The following is an 18511-nucleotide window of genomic DNA, read 5'->3' on the forward strand; positions in this document are numbered from 1 at the left end:
GCAGAAAAATGCTTGAAACAGCTGTTAAAAGAGCAATAGATGTTTTAAAAGATCATGGTTATAAATATACCGATAAACGCGAAGGAATGTTGTTGCTTTTTGCGAATGAAAATCGTTATTTGACTGCTAAAGATGTACAAAATGGATTGAAAGAAAGTTTTCCAAATTTAAGTTATGATACTATTTATCGAAATTTATATACATTTGTTGAAGTAAATGTTTTAGAAGAAACCGAACTAAATGGTGAAAAAATGTTTCGTTTCGCCTGTGTTCATGAAGGACATCATCATCATTTTATTTGTACAATTTGTGGCAATACAAAAGAAATCCATATGTGTCCAATGAATTTCTTTGAAGAACAACTAACGGGTTGTGAGATTGAAAGCCATCGGTTTGAAATTTTTGGTAAATGTGAAAAATGCTCTCTCTTATAAAATAAAGCCTGCTATGTCAGTTCTAAGAGCTAACTCAGTGCGCTTTTTTTAATAGAATTGCCTTGTTTTATTATTTTTTCATTACGAAAAGCTAAAAACAATTCCACTTTTTTTAAAAGAATTTCCAATGTCTTATTGACGTAATTTTATTCATTCGATATAATGAAGAAGGACAGTTATTATTTATGTAGTAGATTGTTAGTTGCATAATGAAAAACGGTTACTTTTATAAGCTCGGAGGGAGGGAATTTAATATGTCAAAAACAGTCGTTCGTAAAAACGAATCTCTTGATGATGCTCTTCGTCGCTTCAAACGTACCGTATCTAAAACAGGTACTTTGCAAGAAGCTCGCAAACGCGAATTCTATGAAAAACCAAGTGTGAAGCGTAAGAAAAAATCTGAAGCTGCTAGAAAACGTAAATTCTAATCAGTTGCTTTTTAATGAGGGTGGATAATATGTCTCTTCTAACTACGTTAAATGAAGACATGAAAACAGCGATGAAAGCCAAAGATAAAGAAACTTTGACGGTTATTCGTATGTTGAAAGCTTCATTACAAAACGAACAAATTAAAACAGGCAAAGAATTAAGCGAGGATGAAGAATTAACGATTCTTGCTCGTGAGATGAAACAACGTCGTGATTCTTTAGCAGAGTTTAAGAATGCTGATCGAGAAGATTTAGTTGAAAAAACAGAAGCTGAGATCGTGATTGTTGAAAAATATTTGCCAAAACAACTTTCTGAAACTGAGATTAAAGCAATAGTCACTGAAGCAATTGCAACAGTTGAAGCCTCTTCTATGAAGGACTTTGGCAAAGTAATGGGTGCTGTTATGCCTAAAACTAAGGGAATTGCAGATGGAAATGTGGTTAATCGTATTGTGAAAGAATCGTTAAGTTAAGATTTGAAGAACATTATTGGAGTGCGAATTCTGATAGTGTTCTTTTTGTTTACAATCATAGTCAGTTAGATAGGAAGATTTTTTTTACATAATAAATCAACATGTAACGGCTTTTATTGTGGTAGTGGAATACTTCTTTTTGTTGAAAAAATATGCTATCATTTCATTAAAGCCTATTCTAAAAACTAAAGGAGTGTCAGACGTTTGACCAAACTAAAAGATGCAACGCGAGAACTACAATTAAAAAATGAAGATTTAGCTATTGCCTTATTTGGCAATCATGATAAAAATTTGTTATTATTAGAAGAATCAATGAACGTGACGATTAATAGTCGTGGCGAAAAAATTGAATTAATAGGAGAAGAAAGCCAAATTCAATTAGTTGAAGAAATTCTGATTAAACTCCAAGAATTAATTAAAAGAGGGATTCGAGTAGGACAAGCTGATGTTTTAAGTGCAGTGAAAATGGCTGAAAAAGGTAGTTTAGAATACTTTATTAGTCTCTACGAAGAAGAGATTGGAAAAGACTTTAGTGGGAAACCGATTCGTGCTAAGAATAGTGGACAACGAGAGTATGTTCAAGCAGTTAAAAAAAATGACATTGTCTTTGGGATTGGACCTGCTGGAACAGGGAAAACGTATTTGGCCGTTGTGATGGCTATTTCAGCGTTGAAAAATGGCGACGTTAAGAAGATTATTTTAACTCGTCCTGCTGTCGAAGCCGGTGAAAGTTTGGGTTTCTTGCCAGGTGATTTAAAAGAGAAGGTAGATCCTTATTTACGACCTATCTATGATGCGTTAAATAGCGTCTTTGGTACAGAACACACCACTCGTTTAATGGAACGAGGGGTGATTGAAATTGCGCCACTTGCTTATATGCGTGGACGTACTTTAGAAGATGCCTTTATCATTCTTGATGAAGCTCAAAATGCAACAGCAGCCCAAATGAAAATGTTTTTAACAAGGCTAGGTTTTGGCTCAAAAATGATTGTGAACGGTGATAAGACCCAAATAGACTTACCAAGGGGCGCTAATAGCGGATTGATTCATGCTGAAAAAACGTTACAAGGAATTAAAGGCATTCGTTTTGTTCGATTTGATTCAAGCGATGTGGTGCGTCATCCAGTTGTGGCAAGTATTATTGAGGCTTATGAAAAAGAATCAAAAGATGAATTAAAAAATAGCAGAAACACAAAAGAATAGGATGTGTAAGAATGAAGCGAATAATAGTTAGCATACAAAAGAAAATGGGGAAATTTTACATTCCATTTGTACTTGCACTATTTTCCCTCATTCTTTTTTTCATTATTTTTGATAGCGTTAAACCAAAATCATTGGACTTGAGATTATATCAAGTAGCCGACGAAACGGTTCGCGCCAATGCAACAATTGAAGATAAAGAAAAAACGAAAGAGAATCAAAAAGCAGCCTCGGAGAGTGTTCAACCGGTTTATCAATTAAACAGCAATTTAGTGAATACTCAATTATCTAAACTTGAAATTTTATTCGCTACAATTGAAGACATTCGAACGCAATATCAAGATAAAACAAAAAAAATAGAAGAAACAACTGAAAATAGAGAGAGTGCAATTGATACATTAAATAAAGAAAAAACAGTGGCTTTTCGTGAAAAAATGAAATCCTCAACAGATCAAGCAAATGATTTTTCAAATGACTTACCTGATTGGGCAATCGTACAATTGCTAAATATGGAAAGTGCGACGTTAAAATCTGTAAAAGAAAATACTTGGAAAATTGTCAAAGAAAAAATGTCAAAAGCCATCCGAGATACAGATTTAACTGAAGTAAAACAAGAAGCAAAGGACAAATTAGAATATAGTAACTTAACAGGAAATAATCTGAGAACGGCCAGTTTAATTGTTGAAAATAGCATTGTCGAAAATGAAATTTTAAACGAAAAAGCAACAGAAGAACAAAAGCAAATGGCTGTTGAACGTGTTCAGCCAGCTATGATATTACAAGGACAAGTGCTGGTTCAAGAAGGACATATTGTGGATAGCAATGCAATGAATCAAATTGAATTGCTTGGACTATTAGATAAAACAGCTTCTTACCGTCCAATTTATGCGTTGATTTTAGTATTGATTACACAAATGCTCATTCTCTATTACTTGGAAATGAATAAAAAGAATCGTTTGATTGAAAGAGGTCAACATATTACGCTATACATCTTTGTCATGGTATTTGGTGTCATTGTCATGAAGGGATTGCAATTGATTCAGTCATCTGGCGCCAATTTCTTAGCCATGTTATATCCAGCAGCGTTGATTCCCTTACTTGTTACCGTATTTGTCTCTAGAAGATTTGGCATTATTGCAAATGGATTTTTAGCAGCGTTCTCTATTTTTATTTTTATTGGAGAAGCTGGAACTAGTTTTAGTTTAGTCGTAACACTCTTTTATTTATTAAGTGGTATGATGGGAACAATGCTAAGTAGAGCGAGAATCAATCGCCAATTGTGGCCAACGTTTATCTGGATAACAATTTTTAATAGTTTGTTTGTTATTGCATTTGTTCTCTATTTAAATATGCAACCATTGTCAAGAGACGGTTTACTGATTTTGCTTTACGGAGTATTAAGTGGGTTAGCGTCATATATCTTAGCGATTGTATTGAATCCGTATATAGAAGTATTGTTTGAAGACAATGCCGTTTTGACTTTGACAGAGTTAGCCAATCCGAATCAGCCTTTGTTAAAAGAACTTTTAATAAAAGCAGCAGGAACGTACCATCATAGTTTGATGGTGGCTAATCTAAGTGCGAATGCAGTCGAAGAAATTGGTGGAGATTCAATGTTTGCTAGAGTGGCTTGTTATTACCATGATGTTGGAAAAATAAAACATCCTTTCTTTTTCGTTGAAAATTTACCACCTGGGATGGAAAATCCTCATAATATCTTAAAACCAGAAGAGAGCAAAGAAATTATCTTTAATCATGTTACAGAAGGTGTTAAAATGTTAGAGGAAGCGAAGTTGCCAAAAGGAATTGTGGACATCTGTGCCCAACACCACGGCACTACGCTAATGAAATTTTTCTATGTAAAAGCCAAAGAAGCCAATCCGGATGTTTTGGAAAGTGATTTTCGTTATCCTGGACCAAAACCACAAACAAAGGAAGCCGCAGTTATCAATATTGCCGATAGTTGTGAAGCCGCCATCCGAGCAATGTCACAACCTACAACTGAAAAAATTGCGACTTTTGTTCATGAATTGATTAATGGACGAATTATCGATGGTCAATTTGATGAATGTGCAATCACTTTAAAAGAATTGCACCAAGTGGAATTATCAATTTGTGAAGGGTTAAATGGGACCTTTCATTCACGTATAGAATATCCAACGCTTAAGAAAAACAACGCTACAAATGAAGGGAAGTCCTAATATGGAACTTGATTTATATGATGAAACTGGAAAAGTAACTACTGAACAGCAGAAACTAGTAGAATCATTATTAGAATTTGCTGGAGGTCATTTAAATTTACCAGAGGATACAGAAATGTCAGTAACGTTTACTGATAATGAGGGAATTCAAACAATTAACCGTGACTATCGTGGAAAAGATCAGCCCACTGATGTCATTAGCTTTGCTTTGGAAGATGAAGTCGAAGGCGAAGAGGCGATTAATTTTGATTTACTAGATGAAAAAATGCCTCGTAATATAGGAGACATTATTATTTCTATCGATAAAACCGCAGAACAAGCAGCTGATTATGGTCATTCATTTGACCGTGAATTAGGGTTTCTAGCACTTCATGGTTTTCTTCATTTAAACGGATATGATCATATGGAGCTTGCTGATGAAAAAGAAATGTTTGGTTTGCAGAAAGTGATATTAGATGCCTATGGACTGGGAAGATAATAAAAATTGTGGGAAAAACAAGCACTTTTTAGACTCCTTCAAACATGCTTTTGAAGGAGTTGTGACGGTCTTTAAAGAAGAACGAAATATGCGTACGCATGTACTATTAGGACTGTTCGTTTTGATTATCTGTTGGTTTTTTCAAGTTAGTTGGTCAGAATGGCTATGGATGATTTTAAGTATTTTTCTTGTAATCGTCATGGAAGTGTGGAATACTGTCATAGAAAATGTCGTTGATTTAATAACAAATCATGACTATTATCCGTTGGCTAAAAAAGCAAAAGATATGGCCGCCGCTGCCGTATTAATGACGGCTGGATTTGCAGTAATAGTGGCAATTGTCATTTTTTTACCAAAAGTAATCAAATTATTTTTTTAAAGGAGAATCCCCGTTGAAAAAACACGTAGAAGATAGTCAAAAATGGATTGATGCAGCTAATGGAATGTTGGAAAAAGCCTATGTTCCTTATTCGAAATTTCCAGTTGGAGCAGCTTTGGTCACTAAAGAAGGACTTGTTTATACAGGATGTAATATTGAAAATGCTTCATATGGGTTAACGAATTGTGCCGAGCGTACAGCCTTTTTTAAAGCTGTTTCAGAAGGCCACAAGGAATTTAGTTATCTTGTCATAACAGGAGACACAGAAGGACCAATAGCGCCTTGTGGGGCATGTAGACAAGTAATGGCAGAGTTTTGTGAAAAAGATATGCCAGTATTATTAACAAATAAAAAAGGGGACCAATTTGAAACGACGATTGAACGTCTTTTACCTGGCGCCTTTACACCGGAGGATTTAGCATAATGAGTGAGTACAAATCGGGTTTTGTTGCCATCGTAGGCAGACCAAATGTAGGGAAATCGACCCTCTTAAATCGTGTAGTAGGTCAAAAAATTGCAATCATGAGTGATAAAGCACAGACGACTAGAAATAAAATTCAAGGAATTCATACAACGGATGAATCGCAAATTATTTTCATCGACACACCTGGTATCCACAAACCAAAACATCGGTTAGGTGACTTTATGGTAGACTCTGCTTTAAGTAGTCTTAGAGGCGTTGATGTAATTCTATTGATGGTAAATGCAGAAGAAAAACGTGGACCGGGTGACAATTTCATTATTGATAAATTAAAAGAAAATAAAACCCCAATATTTTTAATTATTAATAAAATTGACAAAATTCATCCAGAAAAATTATTGGAAATTATGAATGATTACCAAAGCCAATTAGAATTTGCAGAAATTATTCCAATCTCTGCAACTGAAGGAAATAATGTGGAAACACTCCTAAGTGAAATCACAAAACGTTTACCAGAAGGACCGCAATATTATCCTGAAGATCAAGTAACAGATCACCCTGAGTATTTTATTGTGTCTGAGTTGATTCGTGAAAAAGTACTAGAATTAACGCGAGAAGAGATTCCACATTCTGTTGCGGTAGTAGTAGAAAGCATGAAACGCAATGAGAATGATAAAGTACAAGTACAAGCTACTATTATCGTTGAACGTTCTTCGCAAAAAGGCATTATCATTGGTAAAGGTGGAAAAATGCTAAAAGATATTGGCATCAAGGCTAGAAAAGATATCGAAATTATGCTAGGCGATAAAATTTATCTAGAACTTTGGGTCAAAGTACAAAAAGATTGGCGCGACAAACAAAATTATTTAACTGACTATGGTTATAAAAAAGACGATTATTGATAGAAACTGGACCTTAAAAGAATTTTCTTTTAAGGTCTGCTTTTGTATAGATTGTAAGGGAGGCTAATGATGGGACCGCTTGAAGAGATTGAAGGGATAATCTTATCTGTTCGCAATCATCGTGAAAATGATCAACTAGTTAAAATCTTTACCAATCGGTTTGGCAAGCGAATGTTTTTTGTAAAAGGTACAAGAAAAGCAAATAGTAAAATAAAATCAGCCATTTTGCCTTTTACGAAAGCATCTTACATTGCAGATATTCGTGATTCAGGGTTGTGTTTTTTACGAGATGCCAAAGAAGTGACACATTTCAATGCGATGCAGACAGATATCTTTTTAAACGCCTATGCGACTTATGTATTAAATTTAGCGGATGCAGCCTTAGAAGATGGTGTCGTAGACCCTGTTTTATTTAATAAAGTGGAAATGACGTTAACGGATATTGATGAAGGCTATGATCCAGAAATTATGGTGAATATCTTTGAAGTCCAATTATTGCCTTACTTTGGTGTGGCCCCTGAACTGCGAGGTTGTACGGTTTGTGGTGAAATGGACGGAAATTTTGATTACTCTGATAGTTATGGCGGATTGTTATGTCAAAAGCATTGGAGTTTAGATGAGCATCGCTACCATGCAAGTCCAAGAGCCATCTATTTTTTACAAATTTTCTCAAGGATTTCATTGGACAAATTAGGAACAATTACCGTAAAAGAAGAGACAAAAAAAGAGTTGCGACATTTAATTGATATGATTTATGATGAATCAGTAGGTATTAAATTGAAAAGTAAGTCCTTTATTGATCAAATGTATACTTGGGGCGATATGCTCTTAAAGAAAGATAAAAATTCACTAAATTAAAAAACGTTAATCATTCATTAGAAAAATGGTTGACGTTTTTTTGTTTGTGATTGACTACTTTAAAGTCTTTTCCTCGTATAAACATTAAGTATAATTAATAAAGCGGTCACAAAAGCGTCATAAAGTAAGGTTAATTAAATTCTAGGTGTTTTTCAATATAGTAAAAAAACGACCGATTTGTTAAAATTTAAATAGTGCACAATAAATTTAATTGCGAATTTTTTGTACATATTTATTTTTTTAGGGGGAGAACAAGAATTATGACAAATTTTAAAAAGCGGTTAATCAAAGGAGTAGTAGCAAGTTCTTTTATTTTAGGGGTAGGATTTAGTTCAACAAGTGGCTTATTAAGCAACAATGAAGTTCAAGCCGCACCGAAAAATGTTCATACTATTACAAAACCAAACGGTGTGCAACGCATTGACCCAGGCTATACGCAAGTAGTTCATATAGGGAATGGACTTTCGCTAAGCGTTACAATGACAGATGAAGAAAACTTCACATGGGAATTGTTTTCAGATGAAGAACCAGAAACGGTTTTAGCTACAGGAGTAGCTCAATTAAATGTTGAGTTTACAATCACGTATCAAGATCCAGTGACGGGTGAAGAGGAAACAATTGTTGAAACACTTGTTGAAAATAAACCAGAAAAACCAGCTGAACCTGTTCAAAATATTACGGATTTCTCATTTATGTATAATGGCAAAGCGGTTTCAGAAAATAATTTTGCAACCTCATATGTCGGAGAAGCTTTTGATCCATTAAAAGGAATTACTTTTGTAGATGCTTCAGGTAAGGCTTTTGATGGAACTATTACAGCTGATGTTTCACAAGTGGATACCTCAAAAATTGGTGTTTACCCAGTTAAATATACCATCACTGAAAATGTTGCAGCAGATGAACAACGTGCTTCCGCTGAACCACAAGTGATGGAATTTCAATCAGCTGTTGCGATTATGAATGCATCGATGGTAGAAAAAATAGTGGAAGAAACAACCTTAACAATCAATAAAACAACTAATACAGAAGCAAACAAAGCAACTCATACGTCAAAAGATGGCTTGTTAAAATTTGAGGTTTGGTATATTTCAGAAACAAATTATGGATTAAGAGTCACTAATTTAGATTCTGGTGAGGTGGTAAAAGACGATATAATCTCTTCTACTATTTATAATTCTCTTATATTTACTGTTGAAATGCCTCTATTAAATGCTAAAGATGTTTATGTAATCAAGTTTAACTTCACAGAAGGCGGAACAGGTACTGAGGTGTTGAATGAAACGGTTTCAGCAAACGCGGCATCTGGAAATCAAACGCCTGCTAAATCAGCAGCATCTACAAAACCAACAAAATTAGCACAAACAAATGCAGGATTTGGATTTATGCCAACATTCAGCAGTATTGGTTTATTAGGTGGTTCACTTGCAGCTTTTGTTAGAAGCCGTAAAAAATAAGTACAATAAATTGAATATAAATGAGTGTCAGTCATCTGATACTCATTTTTGTTCGTTTTGGAGGTGAACAGTTCATTGGGGAATTCAAATGAAAATCAAGAAATAAAGTCAACCAAAAAAATTAATTTCATTTTGATTGATTATCAAGAACCACAAAAAAAAGAGCAAACAAATTATGAATTGATTGTACAACCAACAAATCCAAATAAAAGAAAAAAGACAAAGAATAAATGGTACTACATAAGTATTTTACTCCTTCTTTTAGCTCTGTTTATTACGTTTGGTAACCAAATCTATCAAAAGAGTGAAGCTCAAAAAACAAATGAACGGATTGAAAGGGTAAAACAAGCATTAATAAAAAAACAATATGAAAAAAAAGAAATCGCTGAGATAAAGAAAAAAAATACTCAATCTAAGGTTGAATTTACGTATCAACCTCAGGAAACTTTTTTAGACGATTCAGATGAAGAAGTTTATTTAGGTCAAGTTTCAATTCCTAAGGTTCACCTTCAGTTGCCAATTGTGAAGGGGGTCGGAGAAAAAAACCTTTATCGAGGAGCGGCTACTAATAAGGTTGGTCAACTAATGGGAAAGGGAAATTACCCAATGGCTGCTCATAAAGTTCCTGGAGACGACACATCTTTGTTTGGACCTTTATTTAATGTGAAAAATGGAGATTTGATTTATTTACAAGACAGTCAGTTTATTTATACGTATCGGGTGAACAACATAGAAATCGTGGCACCAGACAGAGTTGATATTTTAGATGATAGAGCCAATAAAACCATGATTACAATGTACACTTGTAGTACAGATGCTGGTGTAGAGCGCTTAGTTGTTCAAGGAGAATTTGAAAAAAAGACAGAACTTGCAAAAGCCTCCCAACAAGAACAAGCAGCTTTTACTGACAAGAGTTAAATTTTTAAAACAAAGGCAATAAAAGATTGACAAACAAGATTATTTTGCGCTATTATTAAGACAACTTAATACGAAGCGTTGAGAGAAAAAAGTAATGATTTATGGCTAGCATAGCGAGTCTGGGAGAGTGAGAGCCAGAACTAGAGGAAATTGTGAAAGGCATTCTTGAGCTTGTTCAATGAAGATGCTAGCGATTGTGCTAGAATTAGGGTGGAACCGCGATGTTAAATCGTCCCTATGTTAACAAAGAGTCTTGTTAACATAGGGACTTTTTGTTGTATTTTTTAAAGGAGATGGAAAATTCATTTGGAATAAAAAATATGAAGTAAGAAGAAAAGAAATTGTTTTTTTATGAACATCAACTATAATCCAACAAAAGGAGTTTATCATTTATGAGTAAAAAATTAACAATCCAAGAGATGATTTTGACATTGCAAAAATTTTGGTCTGAGCAAGGTTGTATGCTGATGCAATCGTACGATACTGAAAAAGGGGCAGGTACTATGAGTCCCTATACTTTTTTACGGGCTATTGGACCAGAACCATGGAATGCGGCTTATGTGGAGCCTTCAAGAAGACCTGCAGATGGACGTTATGGAGAAAATCCGAATCGTTTATTCCAACATCATCAATTTCAAGTTGTTATGAAGCCTTCTCCAGAAAATATTCAAGAATTGTATCTAGAAAGTTTGCAATTATTAGGGATTGATCCATTAGAACACGATATTCGTTTTGTTGAAGATAACTGGGAAAACCCATCAATGGGATGTGCTGGTTTAGGCTGGGAAGTTTGGTTAGACGGAATGGAAATCACACAATTCACTTATTTTCAACAAGTGGGCGGGTTAGAATGCAAACCTGTAACAAGTGAAATCACATATGGAATTGAACGTTTGGCTTCTTATATTCAAGAAGTCGATAGTGTGTATGATTTGGAATGGACGAACGGCGTAAAATATGGTGAAATTTTTATCGAACCTGAATACGAGCATTCTAAATATGCTTTTGAAACAAGCAATCAAGAATTATTGTTGCATTTATTCGATGCATACGAAAAAGAAGCACAAGTCCAAATTGAAAATGGCTTAGTGCATCCAGCCTATGATTATGTTTTAAAATGTAGTCATACCTTTAACCTTTTAGATGCACGTGGAGCAGTCTCTGTAACAGAACGTGCGGGTTACTTGGCTCGTATTCGTAAAATGGCGCGTGCTTTAGCTAAAGCCTTTGTAGCAGAGCGTGAAAAATTAGGGTTCCCATTACTTCAAAAAGAAACAACAAAGGAGGCTAATTAAGATGGCGAAAGATTTATTATTAGAAATTGGACTAGAAGAGATGCCTGCTCAATATGTGTCTCCAAGCAGTGAGCAATTAGCAAAACGAGTGGCTGATTTTTTAACTGAAAACAAATTAGAATTTACTGAAATAGAGCGTTTTTCAACACCTAGAAGATTAGCTGTAATTGTTAAAGATGTTGCAGATAAACAAAAAGACGTTAGTGAAGTTGTCAAAGGGCCTGCTAAAAAAATTGCTCTTGATAGTGAAGGCAATTGGAGCAAGGCTGCGATGGGATTTGTTAAAGGACAAGGGTTATCTGTGGAAGATATTACGTTTAAAGAACTTAATGGCGTTGAATATGTTCATGTAGATAAATTTACAGCAGGCAAACCAGCAAAAGAAATTTTGGCCGGAATAGAAAAAGTCATTACGTCTATGACGTTTCCTGTCAGTATGCACTGGGCAAATCATAGCTTTAAATACATTCGTCCGATTCACTGGATTACAGTGATGCTAGACAATGAAATTATTCCGTTTAAACTATTAGATATTGAAACAAGCAACACAAGCCGTGGTCATCGCTTTTTAGGAGATACAACGTCTTTTAATGGCGCAGCGGATTATGAAGAAAAATTAAAAGCGCAATTTGTTGTTGCAAATAGTTCAACTCGTAAAGAAATGATTATGAAACAAATTGAAGAGATTGCGAAAGAAAAACAATGGCAAGTTAGTTTAGACAAAGAATTGTTAGAAGAAGTAACCAATTTAGTTGAGTACCCAACGGCTTTTTCTGGGAACTTTGATGAAAAATATCTAGCCATTCCAGAAGAAGTGCTAGTGACTTCAATGAAAGAACATCAACGTTACTTTGAAGTGCGTGATTTAGCTGGGAATTTACTTCCTCACTTTATTTCAGTTCGCAATGGGAATAGTAGCCATATTGAGAATGTCGCTAAAGGCAATGAAAAAGTGTTAACTGCTCGTTTAGATGATGGCGCCTTTTTCTATGAGGAAGACCAACAAATGACGATCAAAGATGCCGTTGAACGATTGAAAACAGTGACATTCCACGAAAAAATCGGAACCATGTTTGAAAAAATGGAACGTGTAGGCTATTTTGCTGAAACAATTGGGAAAATTGTCGGACTTACCCAGCAAGAATTAACTGAGTTAAAAAGAGCTAGTGAAATTTATAAATTTGATTTAGTCACAAACATGGTGGGTGAATTTCCTGAGTTGCAAGGGATTATGGGTGAAAAATATGCGCTAATGCAAGGGGAAGAATCTGCAGTTGCGACAGCGATTAGAGAGCATTATTTACCAATTTCAAGTGAAGGTGAGTTGCCACAATCTAATGTGGGTGCAGTTCTTGCGATTGCGGATAAATTAGACAGCGTTATGAGTTTCTTTGCAGTAGGTATGATTCCAACTGGGTCAAATGATCCTTATGCATTAAGAAGACAAGCCTATGGCGTGGTGCGGATTGTTGAAAACAAAGGCTGGTATTTCCCAATTGAAACCATTCGTTCAGAAATGATTATAGCTGCTACTCAGCACAAAGAAGAATTAAGCAAACGATTAGCTGAAAGTGCTCCTGAGGTAATTGACTTTATTAAAGCTAGAATGCGTCAACATTTAATCGGACTAAATATACGACATGATGTGATTGAAGCAGTTTTAACTTCAAATCAAGAAGATTTAATTAAAATCACAGAAGCAGCTGCTGTTTTAGAAAAACATTTAGCAGAACCGACCTTTAAGCCGACGATTGAAGCGATGACTCGTGTGATGAATTTAGCGAAAAAAGGCAAAGAATTAGTTGCTCAAAAACAGTTGCAAATAGATTCAGCTTTATTTGAGACAGCATCAGAAGCTACTCTTTTCAAGGCTCTAGAAGAAGCAGAAAAAGCTTTTGAAAGTAGCAATATGGAGAACGATTACCAAACATTAGAATCATTGCGGACTAAAATTGAAGCATTCTTTGATGAAAATATGGTTATGGCAGATAATGAAGCAATTCGTAACAACCGTTTAATTTTATTAATGAATTTAGCTGATTTAGCGTTGTCATTTGCTAATGTAGATGAATTAATTGTAAAATAACCACAAAAAAAGTAACGCACTTGCGTTACTTTTTTTGTGGTTTGAGCAAGAAATAGTTAAGCCGTTTTTCGTATTTGAAAAAAGAGCAGAAGGGCAAAGAGTAAGCTGATTACGGACCAAATAACTAAATCTTTGTAGCTACCAGCTCCAATCATTCCTAATAATCCACCTAGTAGATAGAAAATCATGCTAAAAGTGAGCATGCCTTTTGCTCCTTTAGAAGCTAAAAGTATGACTCCTGCTGTCAATAAGATAAAAGACAGTAAAATACCTACCGAACCACCTGTTTCTCCATTGTCAGAAAGTGTATTCGCAAGTCCCGCCATTAAAGATTGAAGACCGACGATAATGCTAATCATAATAGATAAAATTCCAATTGTTTTTCTCATTGTTTCCCCTCACTTACTGTAATGTAAATTCTTTTTTTAAGACATCTTTTCCGATTCCAAATGATTGTTTGACTTCAACACTAACTGGGGTCGAAGTATCTTGTAATTTATAAGGAACTTTTACTACAATCGTAGCACCAGGTTGAATATCTGTTGATTGATCGTTGTAGCCGTCTTCAGTCATAACCGCACTTTCTAAAGCAATGCCATTTTGAAAGACTTTTGCTTGAGTTGCGATCATAAACATGGCATTTTTATCACTATTATTTATAAATTCATATTGGACAATGCCTACATCTGCTCCATTGTAATCTTGAGCTAGCGTAAAATCTTGAATAGCGACATGGTATTTTCCTAAATCCCCATTATCCGTTGGTGTTTTTGCTTCGTTCTTTTTAACTTGTTCCGTTGGTGCTTTTTCTTTTGTTTCTTTTTTTGTGTCGGTTGTAGATGAGGAGTCGCCACAAGCAACTGCCATTACCGAAACTCCTGCTACCATTAAACCAATAAGTACCTTTTTATTTTTTTTCATTTCAATCGTCTCCTTTGTGAGTTAGTCCGTCTGACAAGAACTATTATGCAAAAAAATAAAACGAAAGTCTTATGCAAAAAGCATAGGCCATCGTTTTAGTTGTTTTGAGTTTTTGATTCTAAATATTCATGTGAGTACAAAGGAGTTGCAATTGATGTAAAAGCACTGTACATAAGTATCCAAATCACAATAGCAAGTAAAAATCCAGGTAGTTTACGATAGAGTTTTTTAGTCGCTAAAAATGGAATTTGATTTTGGATGTCCATAAAATTAGTTGCGATGATTGTGGGCAATACGAACAAAATGGTTGTATCAAAAGTTGCGAGCACTTTATCAAAAAAGGTTCCTGCTGACCAAGAAGTGACGATGGCTAAAAATAAAATAAGGTACCAAATTGTTGCAATGATTTTTTTCCAGTAGTAACCCGTTCTAAATCCAGGTACAACACTTAAAAATTTAGTTGAAAAAGAAGAAGTAGTCGCTCTTTTTGTTATAGCCAAGTCAGCAGACCGTTTTGTTAAGGAAGGATGTCTTTGTACAATTTTAGTTGACTCGTTTAAGTGATTTAATTGAGTTACAATGGCAGTATGCATCTCGGCTGCTGTTTGATAACGGTTTAGGGGATCTATTTTGGTCGCTTTAACAACCAGTTCTTTTAAAAATGGATTGGTTGTCAGGTGTTCCTTTGGAAAAGAATTTGTGCTGCAGACATTTAACACAATGCCGAGTGAATAAAGGTCGCTTCGCTCATCTGTTTCTGCAAAGCCATATTGTTCAGGTGAAGCGAACCCGATAGTTCCTAGATGAATGGTGTCATTTTCTTTGGAGCCATCATAAAAACGGATGGCATCAAAATCTACTAATTTCACAATTCCATCATTGGTAACCATAATATTAGAGGGTTTGATGTCACGATGAATAATATTTTTCTCATGCAAAACCATTAATGCTTCAGTAACAGCTTTCCCTAACTCTAAAATTAATTGAGTATCTGTTAACTGATTTTGTAGCAGCAATTCATTTCCATTTTTTCCATGAATGTATTCTTCGTAAAGCCATAATTCTTGGTCATTTTTGACAATTTCTAAAATTTTAGGTAAGTGAGGATGGTTGATTTCTTTCAATCGTTCTAAATTCGTGTAAAGACTAACATCGTATCTTTTTTTTACTAAAAATTCTTTAGTACTAGTATTCCGTACTAAAATCGGACTATTTTCTTTATGTGTTAAGGGTTCTAATTCTTTATAGTGAAGCGCGGAAGGTTCTTCATTTTGCATCATTAATGTCGGCTCCTTTAGATTCAGTCAGTCTCAATTCTATTATAGCAAAAAATAATTGAATAAAAAGTCCTGTTTGCGATTTAAGTATTGTATACTATAATAGAAGGCTATAAAATTTGTGGAGTGATTGATTTGTTGGAAAAAGACACGAATCAGCTGATTCATTCGTTAAAAAAAGCAGCTGATTTTAAAGTTGTAAGAAATGAACAACAGGACTATTTAATTGCAGAAGACATCAAAATACATTTAACAGAACTTTTGATTTTAAAAAATAAAAGCAAAGCTGATGTACTAAGAAGAGCTGAAATTACGGAAGCAACAGGGTATCAATATTTTGATGGCAAACGAAAACCTTCCCGTGAGAAAATGATTGCTTTAGCAATTGGATTGGAACTTACATTGGAAGAAACAGATTTACTGATGAAAAAAACAAGCTATGCTAAACTTTACCCTAAACATCAGTGGGATGCAGTGATTATTTATGGAATGACCCATCAATTGTCCATTCAACAACTGGATGAGTTGCTTTTTGAGGAAAAATTAAATACATTTTTATAAATAAGTTTACATAATAAAAAACCTGTAAACTAGTACCTCTTGGAAATAAAGATAATTTATTTTTTTGATAAGTTTTTTATTATGTATACAGATGATTTTAGTCATTAAAAACGGGGATTTTTAAATTGAAAATTAAATTTTAAACGTTGTTATAAAGGCTTTTTTATGCTACAATTAATTTCTTGTAGTAATATTTAATGAGAATAAAAATAAGTCCTTTTAGTTAGTTATTTAATCGAAATAATAAGAGGGATTTTTGACATTATATTTTTATCATGTAAAAGAGGTGAACTCCATGGCGATGATGATTCCTGATGAAGTAGTCAATCGAGTGAGGCAAGAAACAAATATTGTGGATGTTGTGAGTCAATACGTCCAATTAAAAAAAAGTGGCAAAAATTTATTTGGTTTCTGTCCATTCCATGATGAGAAGACCCCTTCTTTTTCGGTTGCAGAAGAAAAGCAAATTTTCCATTGTTTTAGTTGTGGCAGAGGTGGAAATGTTTTTACTTTTTTGATGGAAGTTGATGGATTATCATTTCCAGAAGCGGTATTTAAAACAGCTGAATTAAGTCATGTTAAGTTAGATGAACGTTTAACAACTAGTAATTTTGGCGAACAAAAAACCGATTCAAAAAAAGAAAAATTAATTAAGGCTCATGTTGAAACGGCCGAACTTTTTCATCATGTCTTACTAAATACTAAAGTCGGCGAAGAAGCGTTGCAATATTTGTTAGACCGTGGTTTAACTAGAGAGTTAATAGAAACCTTTAACATTGGTTTTGCTCCTGCTGAAAGAACCATGTTGTACCAGTATTTAACAGGCAAAGAATACGATAAGACTTTGTTAAGTGAAACAGGCTTATTTGTCGAACGAGATAGCGGAGAATTATTAGATCGTTTTTACAATCGGATTATGTTTCCTATTCGAAATCAGCAAGGGAAAACAATTGCGTTTTCTGGTCGAATTTTTAAAGTAGAGCCCACAGAAGGTAAAGCAGCACCAAAATATTTAAATAGTCCAGAAACCTATTTATTTAATAAACGAAATGTACTTTTTAACTATGATTTAGCACGGGCAAATATTCGACGTGAAAAAGAAGTGATATTATTTGAAGGCTTTATGGATGTGATTGCTTCCTGGGATGCAGGTGTTAAAAACGGCGTGGCTTCGATGGGGACGAGTTTGACTAATGAACAAATTCATATGTTGGATCGAGTGACGGATCATGTATTGATTGCTTACGATGGCGATAATGCAGGAATTGAAGCGACTAAGAGAGCCGTTGATTTATTAACAGAGGAGACTCATTTTGATTTAGATGTTCTGAGTTTGAATGAAGGCCTTGATCCAGATGAATTTATTCATAAATATGGTGCAGCATCCTATAAAGAAATGCTGGCTCATGGGCGAGATACCGTGTTTGCTTTTAAAATGCGTTATTACCGAAAAGGGATTAATTTGCAAAATGAAAGCGAACGGTTAGCCTATATTGAAGTGGTTTTAAATGAACTGCTTACGATAACGTCAGCTGTTGAACGAGAGGTTTATTTAAAACAATTATCAGCAGAATTTGATATTTCATTAGATTCATTAAATACCCAATACCATCAACTATACGAGCAAAAAAGAACGAAGAAAAAGGTAGATAAAAAAGAATATTATCCAGAACCACCAATGGAAATGCCCACGAATTATCAAGAAGAATATCCAGAACCGCATTTACAGATTCAACTGCACACTCAAAAACGTAAATTAAACGTGGTTGAAGTAGCTGAACGAAACTTGTTGAATCGTTTATTTCATCATGAGGAAGCTTGGATTCGAGTTCAGGCTCAAAAAACTACGTTTAATTTTGTGCATGAAGATTATGAAATGTTGTTTATTTTATTTGAGAATTTTAAAGAAACAGTTGATCAAGAGGACACAATTGAAGCCTTTATTGATTTTGTAAAGGAGCCTCATTTGAAAAATCTTTTAGTTGAAATTGAATTAATGGAATTGAGTGAAGACGTTTCGACAGGTGAGATTGAAGATTACCTTGATATGATTGGACGTAAATCTTCCTTACAAGAACAAATAGCAACTAAAAATGCTAAACTGATTGAAGTTAGTCGAATGGGCGATACGGATACAGCAAGGCAGTTATTAATGGAAATAACCAATCTGTCTCGGTTATTAAAACAGTAAAATTAAGTAATCATGTTGGATTTTAATTAGGAGG

The 18511-nt window shown here is 34.5% G+C and carries 19 protein-coding genes; 16 read left to right on the top strand and 3 right to left on the bottom strand.

The features are described from left to right. Nucleotides 1-8: 8 nt before the first annotated feature. The 14 genes from CDIMF43_RS07880 (at nucleotide 9) to glyS (ending at nucleotide 13527) form a co-directional block, all read left to right on the top strand. Complete coding sequence (locus tag CDIMF43_RS07880) at nucleotides 9-434, top strand: Fur family transcriptional regulator (protein ID WP_074402810.1); 426 nt, start codon at nucleotides 9-11, stop codon at nucleotides 432-434. Nucleotides 435-688: 254 nt separating this feature from the next. Then, entirely contained in the window at nucleotides 689-862 is a 174-nt protein-coding gene (rpsU, locus tag CDIMF43_RS07885) for a 30S ribosomal protein S21 (RefSeq protein WP_010053707.1), read from the top strand. 29 nt (nucleotides 863-891) lie between these two features. Further along, nucleotides 892-1335, top strand: coding sequence for a GatB/YqeY domain-containing protein (locus CDIMF43_RS07890; RefSeq protein WP_074402809.1), 444 nt, complete (start codon nucleotides 892-894; stop codon nucleotides 1333-1335). Nucleotides 1336-1596: 261 nt separating this feature from the next. Beyond that, on the top strand, nucleotides 1597-2538 hold the full coding sequence (locus tag CDIMF43_RS07895) for a PhoH family protein (protein WP_376711450.1): 942 nt from the start codon (nucleotides 1597-1599) through the stop codon (nucleotides 2536-2538). 11 nt (nucleotides 2539-2549) lie between these two features. Beyond that, the gene (locus CDIMF43_RS07900) at nucleotides 2550-4736 is read left to right on the top strand and encodes an HD family phosphohydrolase (RefSeq protein ID WP_109841690.1); all 2187 of its coding nucleotides are present in this window, start codon (nucleotides 2550-2552) and stop codon (nucleotides 4734-4736) included. A 1-nt stretch (nucleotide 4737) separates the two neighbouring features. Beyond that, entirely contained in the window at nucleotides 4738-5214 is a 477-nt protein-coding gene (gene ybeY / locus CDIMF43_RS07905; RefSeq protein ID WP_074402806.1) for an rRNA maturation RNase YbeY, read from the top strand. Further along, nucleotides 5192-5593 carry a diacylglycerol kinase family protein gene (locus CDIMF43_RS07910; protein ID WP_109841691.1) on the top strand — a complete coding sequence of 134 codons (402 nt, stop codon included), beginning with the start codon at nucleotides 5192-5194 and terminating at the stop codon, nucleotides 5591-5593. The genes ybeY and CDIMF43_RS07910 overlap by 23 nt, the downstream gene beginning before the upstream one ends. Before the next feature lie 13 nt (nucleotides 5594-5606). Beyond that, on the top strand, nucleotides 5607-6017 hold the full coding sequence (locus CDIMF43_RS07915; RefSeq protein WP_227001161.1) for a cytidine deaminase: 411 nt from the start codon (nucleotides 5607-5609) through the stop codon (nucleotides 6015-6017). Continuing rightward, nucleotides 6017-6916, top strand: coding sequence for a GTPase Era (gene era, locus CDIMF43_RS07920; protein WP_074402804.1), 900 nt, complete (start codon nucleotides 6017-6019; stop codon nucleotides 6914-6916). The genes CDIMF43_RS07915 and era overlap by 1 nt, the downstream gene beginning before the upstream one ends. A gap of 69 nt (nucleotides 6917-6985) precedes the next feature. After that, entirely contained in the window at nucleotides 6986-7774 is a 789-nt protein-coding gene (recO, locus tag CDIMF43_RS07925) for a DNA repair protein RecO (RefSeq protein ID WP_109841692.1), read from the top strand. A 260-nt stretch (nucleotides 7775-8034) separates the two neighbouring features. After that, complete coding sequence (locus CDIMF43_RS07930) at nucleotides 8035-9228, top strand: hypothetical protein (protein ID WP_109841693.1); 1194 nt, start codon at nucleotides 8035-8037, stop codon at nucleotides 9226-9228. 75 nt (nucleotides 9229-9303) lie between these two features. Continuing rightward, complete coding sequence (locus tag CDIMF43_RS07935) at nucleotides 9304-10146, top strand: class A sortase (protein ID WP_162532926.1); 843 nt, start codon at nucleotides 9304-9306, stop codon at nucleotides 10144-10146. A gap of 392 nt (nucleotides 10147-10538) precedes the next feature. Next, nucleotides 10539-11441, top strand: a complete 903-nt coding sequence (gene glyQ, locus CDIMF43_RS07940; protein WP_074402800.1) for a glycine--tRNA ligase subunit alpha — start codon at nucleotides 10539-10541, stop codon at nucleotides 11439-11441. A gap of 1 nt (nucleotide 11442) precedes the next feature. Further along, on the top strand, nucleotides 11443-13527 hold the full coding sequence (gene glyS, locus CDIMF43_RS07945) for a glycine--tRNA ligase subunit beta (protein ID WP_109841695.1): 2085 nt from the start codon (nucleotides 11443-11445) through the stop codon (nucleotides 13525-13527). Between the two features lie 56 nt (nucleotides 13528-13583). Here the strand turns inward: glyS and CDIMF43_RS07950 are convergent, their stop codons facing one another. The 3 genes from CDIMF43_RS07950 to CDIMF43_RS07960 form a co-directional block, all read right to left on the bottom strand. Next, entirely contained in the window at nucleotides 13584-13916 is a 333-nt protein-coding gene (locus CDIMF43_RS07950) for a hypothetical protein (RefSeq protein WP_109841696.1), read from the bottom strand. Between the two features lie 13 nt (nucleotides 13917-13929). Then, nucleotides 13930-14448 (bottom strand): DUF5067 domain-containing protein, encoded by a 519-nt coding sequence (locus CDIMF43_RS07955; RefSeq protein ID WP_109841697.1) that lies wholly within the window; start codon nucleotides 14446-14448, stop codon nucleotides 13930-13932. A gap of 95 nt (nucleotides 14449-14543) precedes the next feature. Next, nucleotides 14544-15728: a serine/threonine-protein kinase gene (locus tag CDIMF43_RS07960; protein WP_233218305.1), complete on the bottom strand. Its 1185-nt coding sequence runs from the start codon at nucleotides 15726-15728 to the stop codon at nucleotides 14544-14546. 132 nt (nucleotides 15729-15860) lie between these two features. On the opposite strand from CDIMF43_RS07960, the gene CDIMF43_RS07965 reads away from it, so the two are divergent. Beyond that, on the top strand, nucleotides 15861-16286 hold the full coding sequence (locus CDIMF43_RS07965; RefSeq protein WP_233218306.1) for a helix-turn-helix domain-containing protein: 426 nt from the start codon (nucleotides 15861-15863) through the stop codon (nucleotides 16284-16286). Between the two features lie 295 nt (nucleotides 16287-16581). Next, on the top strand, nucleotides 16582-18477 hold the full coding sequence (gene dnaG, locus CDIMF43_RS07970) for a DNA primase (protein WP_109841698.1): 1896 nt from the start codon (nucleotides 16582-16584) through the stop codon (nucleotides 18475-18477). Nucleotides 18478-18511: the final 34 nt, after the last annotated feature.

Source organism: Carnobacterium divergens (assembly GCF_900258435.1).
Taxonomy (GTDB): domain Bacteria; phylum Bacillota; class Bacilli; order Lactobacillales; family Carnobacteriaceae; genus Carnobacterium; species Carnobacterium divergens_A.